The following is a 12,764-nucleotide window of genomic DNA, read 5'->3' as shown; positions in this document are numbered from 1 at the left end:
GACCTACATGCACTTCAAGAAATTCGCCGCCGTTACCCTGCTGCTCTGCGCCCTGCCAGCGGTCAGCCAGGCCCGCGACACGGCGGTCTACCTGCCATTCGACAAAGCCGTCGCCGAAGCCACCCGCTCCGGCAAGATCGATGGCAGCGTGAAATTCTATCTGGCCGGCAACACCCCGGCCGGCAAAGTCACCGTCGTCAGCCCCGACGCCGTGACCAACAAGAAAACCAACGCCTTCAACAAATCCGATGAAGTCGCCTGCGAGTGGGTCGCCCAATCGGCAATCATCAGCCTGCACCAGGCCGCGAAAAACGCCGGCGCCAACGCCGTGACCAACATCGTCAGCTTCTACAAGCGCAACGAGCGCAAGGACGCGCAAACCTACGAATGCCACGCCGGCGCGATCATGGCGGGCGTTGCGCTGAAGGGTGATCTGGCGAAGGTTCAGTAAACGCCAGAAATGACAAAGGGCGCCGTTTGGCGCCCTTTTTATTTGCAGTGATTCAGCAGCATCTACACTCGCTGATGCAGGTCGCAGCACCGTCACCTGCCCTCGCAGTCTCTTTCACCGTCAAAGGAGATGACCATGCAAGTGAAAGCCCTGATGGCCGCTGCGCTTATCGCCCTGCTGCCAAGTGCCAGCCATGCCACCAACCTCATGTACATGCCTTTCGAAACCGTGCTGTCGGACGCCATTCGCGCCGGTCGGCTGGATGGCAGTGTGAAGTTCTACCTGATCGGCAACGGGCCGCAGGGCACTCAGCAGTTGCTGCGCCAAGGGGTGGTCAGTGATTTGAAAACCAACGGCTTCAACAAGAGCGATCAGGCTTCGTGTGAATGGGTGTTGCAGTCGAATCTGATCAAATTGCAGGCTGATGCCAAGCGGGTCGGGGCGAATGCGGTGGTCAATATCGTCAGCTACTACGACCAGCGTGTACGCAAGGATTTGAATACCTACGAGTGCCGGGCAGGAGTTTTTGTTACCCGGGTGGCTTTGAAGGGGGATTTGGTGCGGTTGCCCTGAAATCTGTGATGTTTGGGCCGACGCCTTCGCGAGCAGGCTCGCTCCCACCTTGGAATGCGTTTCCCTGTGGGAGCGAGCCTGCTCGCGAAAGCGCCAGCCGCCTTCACACCGTCAGCGGTTCAACCTTGCGCGTAAGCAGTTCGACAAACGCCTTGGCCATCGGCGATTTCTGGTCTTTGCGCTGCACCAGCCACACCGCCGAAATCGCTTCGGGATCGAGCAGCGGACGGTAGACCACGCCGTCGATGCGCATGCGTTGGTAGGACGCTGGCAGCACCGATACACCCAAGCCCGCCGCCACCAGACCAATAATGGTCATCGCCTCACCAGCCTCTTGAGCGAAGTGCGGGCTGAAGCCGGCGTCACGGGCCAGGTTTAGCAGTTGCGCATAGAGCCCGCTGCCATAGCTGCGCGGGAAAAATACGAACGGTTCCAGCGCCAGCGCCGATAGAAACAGACCTTCATCGCTACTTTGGGCCAGTGGATGCTTGGAACTGAGCACCGCCACCAATGGCTCGCGCATCAACTCCACAACACTCAGTGAATCTGGCAATCCCAGCGGGCGCATGATGCCGACTTCGATCGACTCGTCCACCAGAGCATCGGCGACCATGGTGCTGCTCATTTCGCGCAAATTCAGATGCACCGCCGGAAAGCGCTGACGAAAGGAAAAAATCGCCTGCGGAATGGTCGAGTTGAACGGCGCCGACGAAGTGAAACCAATCTTCAACTCACCCAGCTCACCAAGTTGCGCACGCCGGGCAACATCCGCGGCCTTGTCGACCTGCGCCAGCACCAGCCGCGCCTCCTGCAGAAACAGCCTGCCCGCTTCACTCAACTCGACCCGACGATTGGTGCGCTCGAACAAGCGCGCGCCGAGCTGTTGCTCCAGCGCCTGAATCTGTTGGCTCAGCGGTGGCTGGGAGATGCCCAGCACCTGTGCGGCGCGGCCAAAATGCAGTTCTTCGGCGACTGCGATGAAGTAACGCAGATGACGCAGTTCCATAGGATTTCCATTAGGTCGCTGAAGCTATCAAACAGGTCGAACAATATATTGGATAGAAACATTAGCCAGCTATATGATTTTTTCATTGCCTGCCCGGCTGTGCTTTCCGAGGTCTGAAGTGAAAACTGCTGTCGCGCCCCTTGCCCACGAAATCCCGCCCGCAGCCGACGACGATGCCCTCGCCGAGCTGCAGGAGATCTACATCGAAAAAGGCACGCCGGCGTTCATGCGCACGGTGCTGGCGCTTTTCTGTGGCGGCTTTGCGACGTTCGCGCTGCTCTATTGCGTGCAACCGATGATGCCGCTGCTGTCCCACGAATACGGGATCAACGCGGCGCAGAGCAGTCTGATCCTCTCGGTGGCAACCGGCATGTTGGCCTTCGGCCTGCTGATCACCGGGCCGATCTCCGACCGCATCGGCCGTAAACCGGTGATGGTCGCGGCATTGTTCGCTGCCGCGCTATGCACCATCGCCAGTTCGATGATGCCGAGCTGGCACGGAGTGCTGATCATGCGCGCATTGATCGGCCTGTCATTGAGCGGTCTGGCAGCGGTGGCGATGACCTATCTGAGCGAAGAAATCCATCCACAGCACATCGGCCTGGCGATGGGTTTGTACATCGGCGGCAACGCGATCGGCGGAATGAGCGGACGCTTGATAACTGGCGTGCTGATCGACTTCGTCAGCTGGCACACGGCGATGCTGGTGATTGGCGGTCTGGCGCTGGTCGCGGCGGCGGTGTTCTGGAAGATCCTCCCGGAGTCGCGCAACTTCCGCGCCCGCTCGCTGCACCCGCGCAGCCTGCTCGACGGCTTCACCATGCACTTTCGCGACGCCGGTCTGCCGCTGCTGTTTCTTGAAGCGTTTGTGCTGATGGGCGCGTTTGTCACGCTGTTCAACTACATCGGCTACCGCTTGCTGGCTGCGCCGTACAACCTCGATCAGGTATTTGTCGGATTGCTCTCGGTGGTCTACCTGTCGGGGATCTACAGCTCGGCGAAGATCGGTTCGCTGGCGGACAAACTGGGGCGGCGCAAAGTGCTCTGGGCGACGATTGCGCTGATGTTCGCCGGGCTCGCGCTGACGATGTTCACGCCGCTGTTGCTGGTCATCATCGGCATGCTGGTGTTCACCTTCGGCTTCTTCGCCGCGCACTCGGTGGCGAGCAGCTGGATCGGCCGGCGCGCGCTAACTGCCAAGGGCCAGGCGTCGTCGCTGTATCTGTTCAGTTATTACGCCGGGTCGAGCATTGCCGGGACGGCGGGCGGGGTGTTCTGGCATCTGGGCGGGTGGAACGGCATCGGCCTGTTTATTGGCGCTTTGTTGCTGATTGCCCTTCTGGTGGCGTTGAAGCTGGCGAAGTTGCCGCCGTTGCAGGGTGTCAAAGCCTGACATAAAACCCTGTGGGAGCGAGCCTGCTCGCGAATGCACTGTGTCAGGCAACATCAGTGTTGAATGACACACCGCTTTCGCGAGCAGGCTCGCTCCCACAGTTGATCTGTGTCCGACATTGGATCGTGCAAACCAAAACGCCCGGCATTGGCCGGGCGTTTTTTATTGGGCGCTGATCACTCGTGATACTGCGCCGACAGCTCATGCACCGCACGCAGGAATGCGCCGGCATGTTCCGGATCGACTTCCGGGGTGATGCCATGACCAAGGTTGAACACGTGGCCGCTGCCCTTGCCGTAGCTGGCCAGAATGCGCCCGACTTCAGTGCGGATCGCTTCCGGTTTGGCGTAGAGCACGGTCGGGTCCATGTTGCCTTGCAGCGCGACCTTGTCGCCGACACGGGCACGGGCGTTGCCGATGTCGCAGGTCCAGTCCAGGCCGAGGGCGTCGGCGCCGGCTTCGGCGATGCTTTCCAGCCACAGGCCGCCGTTCTTGGTGAACAGAATCACCGGCACTTTGCGGCCGTCGTTCTCGCGGATCAGGCCGCTGACGATTTTCTTCATGTAAGCCAGGGAGAATTCCTGATACGCCGCCGCCGACAGGTTGCCGCCCCAGGTATCGAAGATCTGCACCGCTTGCGCACCCGCCATGATCTGGCCGTTGAGGTACGAAGTCACCGACTGCGCCAATTTGTCGAGCAGCAGGTGCATGGCTTGCGGGTTGTCGTAGAGCATCGCCTTGGTCTTGCGGAAGTCTTTCGAGGAGCCGCCTTCAACCATGTAAGTCGCGAGGGTCCACGGACTGCCGGAGAAACCGATCAACGGCACGCGACCGTTGAGTTCGCGACGGATGGTGCTGACCGCGTCCATGACGTAACCGAGGTCTTTGTGCGGATCCGGGATCGGCAACGCTTCGATGTCGGCCATCGTGCTGACGACTTTTTTGAAGCGCGGACCTTCACCGGTCTCGAAGTACAGGCCCTGGCCCATGGCATCGGGAATGGTGAGGATGTCGGAAAACAGGATCGCCGCGTCCAGTTGCGGGTAGCGGTCGAGCGGTTGCAGGGTGACTTCGCAGGCGAATTGCGGATTCATGCACAGGCTCATGAAGTCGCCGGCATGCGCGCGGCTGGCGCGGTACTCCGGCAGGTAGCGACCGGCCTGGCGCATCATCCACACAGGGGTGACGTCAACGGGTTGCTTGAGCAGGGCGCGGAGGAAACGGTCGTTCTTCAGGGCAGTCATGTCGGCATCCGGAAAAAAAGTGCGGGCATTTTCTCAGAGCGCGAGGCAAAAGGCACGGATGTGGGTCAGCCTTTTGTCTATCGGGTCAATTTGTCGCGCTGGAATGCGCTATCAGCAACACCGAGAAACAACTGTGGGAGCGAGCCTGCTCGCGAAGAGGGCTTCACATTCAACATCTCTGTTGACTGATCCACCGCTTTCGCGAGCAGGCTCGCTCCCACAATTAATCCCATTCCAATTTTGGAAAGTGATCAGACACCCAGGTAATCGAGGATCCCTTCAGCCGCATTGCGCCCTTCAAAGATCGCCGTCACCACCAGGTCGGAACCGCGCACCATGTCGCCACCGGCGAAGATTTTCGGGTTGCTGGTCTGGTGCTTGTACTGACCTTGCTCAGGCGCAACAACGCGGCCCTGGCTGTCGGTCTGGATCTCGAACTGTTCGAACCACGGCGCCGGGCTCGGGCGGAAGCCGAAGGCGATGACCACGGCATCGGCCGGGATGATCTCTTCGGAACCCGGGATCGGCTCGGGGCTGCGACGGCCACGGGCATCCGGTTCGCCGAGACGGGTCTCGACCACCTTCACGCCTTCGACCTTGTCTTCACCGACGATGGCGATCGGCTGGCGGTTGTAGAGGAATTTCACGCCTTCTTCCTTGGCGTTCTTCACCTCTTTACGCGAGCCGGGCATGTTCGCTTCGTCGCGACGATAGGCACAGGTCACCGACTTGGCGCCCTGACGGATCGAGGTGCGGTTGCAGTCCATCGCCGTGTCGCCGCCGCCGAGTACCACGACCTTCTTGCCTTTCATGTCGACGAAATCTTCCGGCGACTTTTCAAAGCCCAGGTTGCGGTTGACGTTGGCGATGAGGAAATCCAGCGCGTCATAAACGCCCGGCAGGTCCTCACCGGCAAAGCCGCCCTTCATGTAGGTGTAGGTGCCCATGCCCATGAACACCGCGTCGTATTCGGCGAGCAGTTGTTCCATGGTCACGTCTTTACCGACTTCGGTGTTGAGACGGAACTCGATGCCCATGCCGGTGAAGACTTCGCGACGATTGCTCAGCACGGTCTTTTCCAGCTTGAACTCGGGGATGCCGAAGGTCAGCAGGCCACCGATTTCCGGGTTCTTGTCGAACACCACCGGGGTTACGCCGCCACGCACCAGCACGTCGGCACAACCAAGACCCGCCGGGCCTGCGCCGATGATCGCCACGCGTTTGCCGGTCGGCTTGACCTTGGACATGTCCGGGCGCCAGCCCATGGCGAATGCGGTGTCGGTGATGTACTTCTCGACCGAACCGATGGTCACCGCGCCGAAGCCGTCGTTCAGGGTGCAGGCACCCTCGCACAGACGATCCTGGGGACAAACCCGGCCGCAGACTTCCGGCAGGGTATTGGTCTGGTGCGACAACTCGGCGGCCTGAAGGATGTTGCCCTCGGCCACCAATTTGAGCCAGTTTGGAATGAAGTTGTGCACCGGGCACTTCCATTCGCAATACGGGTTGCCGCAACCCAGGCAGCGGTGGGCCTGATCGGCCGACTGCTGGGGTTTGAACGGTTCGTAGATTTCAACGAACTCTTTCTTGCGTTGACGCAACAGTTTCTTCTTCGGATCCTTGCGCCCGACATCGATGAACTGGAAGTCGTTATTCAGACGTTCAGCCATTGTTAAAACCTCATCAAACTCTTCAGGCGCATATCACTGCGGGTTGGCACGAGTGCTGGAAAGCAGGGTTTTCAAGCTGGCAGCCTTGGGCTTGACCAACCAGAAACGCCGCAAGTAATCGTCGAGGTTCTCGGCGAGTTCACGACCCCACTCGCTGTCGGTTTCGGCGACGTACTCGTTCAGCACGTTCTGCAGGTGGCTGCGATAGGCTTCCATCGCCTCGCCGCTGATCCGCTGGATTTCCACCAGTTCGTGATTGACCCGGTCAACGAAGGTGTTGTCCTGATCGAGCACGTAGGCGAAACCACCGGTCATGCCAGAACCGAAGTTGTAACCGGTCTTGCCCAGCACGCAGACGAAACCACCGGTCATGTACTCGCAGCAGTGATCGCCAGTGCCTTCCACGACGGTGTGGGCACCGGAGTTACGCACGGCGAAACGCTCGCCTGCGGTGCCGGCGGCGAACAACTTGCCGCCAGTGGCACCGTACAGGCAGGTGTTGCCGATAATGGCGCTTTCCTGAGTTTTATAAACGCTGCCCTTCGGCGGCACGATGACCAGCTTGCCGCCGGTCATGCCTTTGCCGACGTAGTCGTTGGCGTCGCCTTCCAGGTACATGTTCAGACCGCCGGCGTTCCACACACCGAAGCTCTGACCTGCCGTGCCCTTGAAGCGGAAGGTGATCGGCGCTTTCGCCATCCCCTGGTTGCCATGCTTGCGCGCGATTTCGCCGGAGATCCGCGCGCCGATCGAACGGTCGCAGTTGCAGATATCCAGCTCGAACTCGGCACCGCTGAGGTCGTTGATCGCCGACGAGGCCAGCTCGACCATCTTCTCCGCCAGCAGACCTTTATCGAACGGCGGGTTGCGCTCGACGCCGCAGAACTGCGGTTTGTCCGCCGGGATGTGATCGCTGCCCAGCAGCGGGGTCAGGTCCAGGTGATGTTGCTTGGCGGTCTGGCCTTCGAGGATTTCCAGCAGATCAGTGCGACCGATCAGCTCTTCGAGGGAGCGCACACCAAGCTTGGCCAGCCACTCACGGGTTTCTTCGGCGACGTAGGTGAAGAAATTCACCACCATGTCGACGGTGCCGATGTAGTGATCCTTGCGCAGCTTTTCGTTCTGCGTCGCGACGCCAGTGGCGCAGTTGTTCAGGTGGCAGATGCGCAGGTATTTGCAGCCCAGTGCGATCATCGGCGCGGTGCCGAAGCCGAAGCTCTCGGCGCCGAGGATTGCCGCTTTGATCACGTCGAGGCCGGTTTTCAGGCCGCCGTCGGTCTGCACCCGGACTTTGCCGCGCAGGTCGTTGCCGCGCAGGGTCTGGTGGGTTTCAGCGAGGCCGAGTTCCCAAGGTGCGCCCGCGTATTTGATCGAAGTCAGCGGCGAAGCACCGGTACCGCCGTCGTAACCGGAAATGGTGATCAGGTCGGCATAGGCCTTGGCCACACCGGCGGCGATGGTGCCGACGCCCGCTTCAGCTACGAGTTTCACCGAAACCAGCGCCTGCGGGTTGACCTGCTTGAGGTCAAAGATCAGTTGCGACAAGTCTTCGATCGAGTAGATATCGTGGTGCGGCGGTGGCGAAATCAGGGTCACGCCCGGCACTGCGTAACGCAGTTTGGCGATCAGCCCGTTGACCTTGCCGCCCGGCAGTTGCCCGCCCTCGCCCGGCTTGGCGCCTTGGGCGACCTTGATCTGCAGCACTTCGGCATTGACCAGGTATTCCGGGGTTACACCGAAACGGCCAGTCGCGACCTGCTTGATTTTCGAACTCTTGATGGTGCCGTAACGCGCCGGATCTTCACCACCTTCGCCGGAGTTGGAACGCGCGCCGAGGCGGTTCATGGCTTCGGCCAGGGCTTCGTGAGCTTCCGGCGACAGCGCGCCGAGCGAGATACCGGCGGAGTCGAAGCGCTTGAGCACAGATTCCAGCGGCTCGACTTCACTGATGTCCAGCGGCGTGTCGAGGGTCTTGACCTTGAACAGGTCGCGAATCATCGACACCGGACGGTTGTCCACCAGTGAGGTGTATTCCTTGAACTTGGCGTAGTCGCCCTGCTGCACAGCGGCTTGCAGAGTGTTGACCACGTCCGGGTTGTAGGCGTGATATTCGCCACCGTGGACGAACTTCAGCAGACCGCCCTGCTGGATCGGCTTGCGCGGGCTCCAGGCTTCGACGGCGAGGGCTTTCTGCTCGGCTTCGATGTCGACGAAACGCGCACCCTTGATCCGGCTTGGCACACCACGGAAGCTCAGTTCGCAGACTTCTTCGGACAGACCAATCGCCTCGAACAGCTGCGCACCACGGTACGAAGCGATGGTCGAGATGCCCATCTTCGACAGAATCTTGAGCAGGCCTTTGGTGATGCCCTTGCGGTAATTCTTGAACACCTCATAGAGGTCGCCCAGTACTTCACCGGTACGGATCAGGTCGCCCAATACTTCGTAGGCCAGGAACGGATAGACAGCCGAGGCGCCGAAACCGATCAGCACGGCGAAGTGATGCGGGTCACGGGCGGTCGCGGTTTCAACAAGGATGTTGGAATCGCAACGCAAGCCTTTTTCGGTCAGACGGTGGTGCACCGCACCGGTCGCCAGCGAAGCATGGATCGGCAGCTTGCCCGGGGCGATATGACGGTCGCTGAGGACGATCTGGGTACGCCCGGCGCGCACGGCTTCTTCAGCCTGATCGGCAACGTTGCGGATCGCCGCTTCGAGGCCGAGGCTTTCGTCGTAGTTGAGGTCGATGATCGCCCGTTCGAAACCCGGACGGTCGAGGTTCATCAGCGAGCGCCACTTGGCCGGCGAGATCACTGGCGAGCTGAGGATCACGCGCGAGGCGTGTTCCGGCGACTCCTGGAAAATGTTGCGCTCGGCACCGAGGCAGATTTCCAGCGACATCACGATCGCTTCACGCAGCGGGTCGATCGGCGGGTTGGTGACCTGCGCGAACTGCTGACGGAAATAGTCGTACGGCGTGCGCACACGCTGGGACAGCACGGCCATCGGCGTGTCGTCGCCCATCGAGCCCACGGCTTCGTAACCTTGCTCGCCAAGCGGGCGCAGCACCTGATCACGCTCTTCGAACGTGACCTGATACATCTTCATGTATTGCTTGAGCTGATCGACGTCGTAGAAAGCCGAACCGTGGTCGTTGTCTTCCATGGTCGCCTGAATGCGCAGGGCATTCTTGCGCAGCCATTGCTTGTACGGATGACGGGATTTAAGACGGTTGTCGATCGCATCGGTGTCGAGGATCTGCCCGGTTTCGGTATCCACGGCGAAAATCTGGCCCGGGCCGACGCGACCCTTGGCGAGCACGTCTTCAGGCTGGTAGTTCCACACGCCGATTTCCGAGGCGAGGGTGATGAAACCATTCTTGGTGGTCACCCAGCGCGCCGGACGCAGACCGTTACGGTCGAGCAGGCACACCGCGTAGCGACCATCGGTCATCACCACGCCGGCCGGGCCGTCCCACGGTTCCATGTGCATCGAGTTGTACTCGTAGAACGCACGCAGATCCGGGTCCATGGTTTCGACGTTCTGCCACGCTGGCGGAATGATCATCCGCACGCCACGGAACAGGTCGATGCCACCGGTGACCATCAGTTCGAGCATGTTGTCCATGCTCGAGGAGTCGGAACCAACACGGTTGACCAGCGGGCCGAGCTCTTCCAGATCCATCAGATCATTGGTGAACTTGGTCCGACGGGCCTGCGCCCAGTTGCGGTTACCGGTGATGGTGTTGATCTCGCCGTTGTGGGCGAGGAAGCGGAATGGCTGCGCCAGCGGCCATTTCGGCAGGGTGTTGGTAGAGAAGCGCTGGTGGAACACGCAGATCGCGGTTTGCAGGCGCTCGTCACTCAGGTCCGGATAGAACGCGGCCAGGTCGGCCGGCATCATCAGGCCTTTATAGATGATGGTCTTGTGCGAAAAGCTGCAGATGTAGTGGTCGGTGTCAGCGGCGTTGGCCACCGACGAACGGCGACGGGCGCTGAACAGCTTCACCGCCATGTCCTGATCGCTCAGGCCTTCGCCGCCGATGTAGACCTGCTCGATCTGCGGCAGGCGCTCAAGGGCCAGGCGGCCGAGGACGCTGGTGTCGATCGGCACTTGGCGCCAGCCGATCAGTTGCAGGCCTTCGGCGAGGATCTCGCGGTTCATGTTCTCGCGAGCGGCTTCGGCCTTGGCCGGATCCTGATTGAAGAACACCATGCCCACGGCATATTGCTTGGGCATTTCGACGCCGAAGCTTTCCTGGGCAATGGCTCGCAGGAAGGCGTCGGGTTTTTGAATCAGCAGACCGCAACCGTCACCGGTCTTGCCGTCGGCATTAATCCCACCGCGGTGGGTCATGCAGGTCAGGGCCTCGATGGCCGTTTGCAAAAGGGTATGACTGGGCTCGCCCTGCATATGAGCTATCAGGCCGAAACCGCAGTTATCCTTGAATTCATCTGGTTGGTACAGACCTGCTTTCATAGACACTTTCTCACCAGGCTGCCTCTACTCGAGGCAAATTTCTTTTCAATTCAACCACTTGCGTTCCGCGCCGAACGTACGCCGGCTTAGCGGGGGCAAAAGGGTGGTCATTGTACACAGCGACACAGAGGCTCACAAATTTGACGACGAACTGTCGCAAATTCATGTCGCATTTGTGAAAGGTTTAAAGCGATCTGCTGTGCTAGTCAAAACTTTTTTAATTTTGACCGCAACGACTCAAAGACTACTGTGACGCAGACACCACAAGGCACGCGGCCCTTTCAGGCGGCGCGCACTCGTGGAGATTTTGAGGTGCCGGGAGAGGCGGCCTGGGTAAGGCCGCCGAATCTTCAGCGAGTTGTTGCCAGTTCCTGTTGGACGCTGGCGACAGTGCGAGGCCAAGGTTTACCAGCCTGAACCTTCGCTGGCAAGGCCTTGATGGCAGAAACGGCCGCATCACGATTGGCAAAGTTGCCATAGGTGATCACGTAAAGCGGCTTGCCGTTGAGGACTTTCTTGAAATAACGGTACTCGCCGCCCTGCTCCTTGACGAAGTTCTGCGCAGCGGTTTCCGAGCTGGTACCGAGGATCTGTACGACATAGTTGCTGGTCGGCTGACCGGCGTACCAGCTGCCACCGGCAGCCTTGGCCACGGTGACCGGCTTGTCGGCAGGCTTGGCCGGAGCAGGAGCCGGTTTCGCGGCTGGCGCTGGCGTGGCCGGAGCAGGCTTGGCCGTGGCGATCTGCGTCGGTGCCGGTGCCGGTGTTGGTGCCGGTTTGGCGGCAGGGGTCGGAGCCGGTGTCGGCGCAGGACCGGCCGGAACGCCCGCAGGCGGTGCAGAGGTGGTTACGGTCGGCGGCGTATCGCTGGAGCCTTCCAGTGGCACGCCGTCGTCGCCTTCGGTAATGCCACCGGCGGCCTCGGCCAGCGGGCCACGCATGACCGGCTGCGAGTTGCCGACCAATGGCAGCGGCATCGGCTGGGTGTTGCCGGCGAATTCGACGGACGGGTTGGCGCCGTTCGCTGCGCCCTGACCCAATGGCAGTTGCGCCTGTTCGTTGGCCGGAGCACCGGTGGTCGGTGCCTTGCTGCGACCCGGCATCAGCCAGGCGGCGGCAACCGCGACCACAACGACGGCGGAAATCGCCAATACGTGTTTCTTCGGCATGTTGAACCCCATACTTGGACGCTTGACCGCGGAGCGGCTGGCAATCATGACTTCGATCAGTGCATCGCGAGCGACCTGGTTGATGTTGCCCGGCCAGCCCTCGGAGCTTTCGTGAATATCAGAGATCTGATCTGCGGTGAAAAGTTCGACACCCCGGCCCGCGCCTTCCAGCCGCTGGTCGAGATATTCGCGGGTCTCTTCTTCGGTGTACGGCTGCAATTCGATGACGTGGAAACGCTCTTCTTCGAGCTGCAACGCCTCAAGCTGAGCAATCAGCGACGACTCGCCGAACAGGAACACATGCGGACGACCTTCCGGCGTGCCGGCGCCGAGCGCCATCAATGCTTCCAGCGCGGACTCGTCGAGCTGCTCGGCATCGTCCACCAGCAGATAGACTTCCTGCCCGGTCAGCCCCAGTTGCACCACCTGCTCGAGAATCGCGCCGACTTCGGCCTGCGCGACATCCAGCGCCTGCGCCACCTGGCGCAGCACGCCGGCCGCATCACCGGCGCCACGGGCGGAAACCACCACGCTCTGCACCGATTGCTTATTGGTGCTGGCCACCAGCGCCTGCCGCAGCAGGGTCTTGCCGCTGCCTTGCGGGCCGGTGACCACCAGCAGCAACTGGCTGTAACGCGCCAGGTGATGCAGTTGACCCAGCACCGGTTTGCGCTGGGCCGGGAAGAATTTGAAGCCCGGCACCCGTGGCGCGAACGGGTCGTGACTTAACTGGAAATGGCCGAGAAACGCCTCGTCGGCATGCAAACTAGTCATCGGAA

At 60.9% G+C, this 12,764-nt stretch carries 8 protein-coding genes; 3 read left to right on the top strand and 5 right to left on the bottom strand.

Features of this window, described 5'->3' with window-relative positions; translation table 11 throughout:
• Positions 1 to 7 precede the first annotated feature (7 nt).
• Together AB4N41_RS10895 and AB4N41_RS10890 are read left to right on the top strand one after the other, a co-directional pair.
• On the top strand, positions 8 to 451 hold the full coding sequence (locus tag AB4N41_RS10895) for a hypothetical protein (protein WP_041477580.1): 444 nt from the start codon (positions 8 to 10) through the stop codon (positions 449 to 451).
• A 135-nt stretch (positions 452 to 586) separates the two neighbouring features.
• Positions 587 to 1,024, top strand: a complete 438-nt coding sequence (locus tag AB4N41_RS10890; protein ID WP_041477579.1) for a hypothetical protein — start codon at positions 587 to 589, stop codon at positions 1,022 to 1,024.
• Positions 1,025 to 1,127: 103 nt separating this feature from the next.
• Here AB4N41_RS10890 and AB4N41_RS10885 read toward each other — a convergent pair whose 3' ends face one another.
• The gene (locus AB4N41_RS10885) at positions 1,128 to 2,030 is read right to left on the bottom strand and encodes a LysR family transcriptional regulator (protein ID WP_056787362.1); all 903 of its coding nucleotides are present in this window, start codon (positions 2,028 to 2,030) and stop codon (positions 1,128 to 1,130) included.
• Between the two features lie 118 nt (positions 2,031 to 2,148).
• Between AB4N41_RS10885 and AB4N41_RS10880 the strand changes: the two genes are divergently transcribed.
• Positions 2,149 to 3,423, top strand: a complete 1,275-nt coding sequence (locus AB4N41_RS10880) for an MFS transporter (RefSeq protein WP_056787358.1) — start codon at positions 2,149 to 2,151, stop codon at positions 3,421 to 3,423.
• A 176-nt stretch (positions 3,424 to 3,599) separates the two neighbouring features.
• Here the strand turns inward: AB4N41_RS10880 and hemE are convergent, their stop codons facing one another.
• The 4 genes from hemE to AB4N41_RS10860 form a co-directional block, all read right to left on the bottom strand.
• Positions 3,600 to 4,667, bottom strand: coding sequence for a uroporphyrinogen decarboxylase (hemE, locus tag AB4N41_RS10875; protein WP_056787355.1), 1,068 nt, complete (start codon positions 4,665 to 4,667; stop codon positions 3,600 to 3,602).
• Between the two features lie 251 nt (positions 4,668 to 4,918).
• The gene (locus AB4N41_RS10870) at positions 4,919 to 6,337 is read right to left on the bottom strand and encodes an FAD-dependent oxidoreductase (protein ID WP_007909438.1); all 1,419 of its coding nucleotides are present in this window, start codon (positions 6,335 to 6,337) and stop codon (positions 4,919 to 4,921) included.
• A gap of 33 nt (positions 6,338 to 6,370) precedes the next feature.
• Positions 6,371 to 10,816 (bottom strand): glutamate synthase large subunit, encoded by a 4,446-nt coding sequence (gene gltB, locus AB4N41_RS10865; protein ID WP_252877287.1) that lies wholly within the window; start codon positions 10,814 to 10,816, stop codon positions 6,371 to 6,373.
• A gap of 350 nt (positions 10,817 to 11,166) precedes the next feature.
• Complete coding sequence (locus tag AB4N41_RS10860; protein WP_252877286.1) at positions 11,167 to 12,759, bottom strand: AAA family ATPase; 1,593 nt, start codon at positions 12,757 to 12,759, stop codon at positions 11,167 to 11,169.
• Positions 12,760 to 12,764 lie beyond the last annotated feature (5 nt).

The organism is Pseudomonas sp. S2_A10, assembly GCF_054668465.1.
Note: the sequence above shows the minus strand (reverse complement) of the source record. Positions and strands in the feature narration are given on the sequence as shown.

What these genes read in the sequence shown, in the direction of transcription:
- AB4N41_RS10895 (WP_041477580.1), top strand. Translation starts at nt 8, where the DNA reads ATGCACTTCAAGAAATTCGCCGCCGTTACCCTGCTGCTCTGCGCCCTG.
- AB4N41_RS10890 (WP_041477579.1), top strand. Translation starts at nt 587, where the DNA reads ATGCAAGTGAAAGCCCTGATGGCCGCTGCGCTTATCGCCCTGCTGCCA.
- AB4N41_RS10885 (WP_056787362.1), bottom strand. Translation starts at nt 2,030, where the DNA reads ATGGAACTGCGTCATCTGCGTTACTTCATCGCAGTCGCCGAAGAACTG.
- hemE (WP_056787355.1), bottom strand. Translation starts at nt 4,667, where the DNA reads ATGACTGCCCTGAAGAACGACCGTTTCCTCCGCGCCCTGCTCAAGCAA.
- AB4N41_RS10870 (WP_007909438.1), bottom strand. Translation starts at nt 6,337, where the DNA reads ATGGCTGAACGTCTGAATAACGACTTCCAGTTCATCGATGTCGGGCGC.
- gltB (WP_252877287.1), bottom strand. Translation starts at nt 10,816, where the DNA reads ATGAAAGCAGGTCTGTACCAACCAGATGAATTCAAGGATAACTGCGGT.
- AB4N41_RS10860 (WP_252877286.1), bottom strand. Translation starts at nt 12,759, where the DNA reads ATGACTAGTTTGCATGCCGACGAGGCGTTTCTCGGCCATTTCCAGTTA.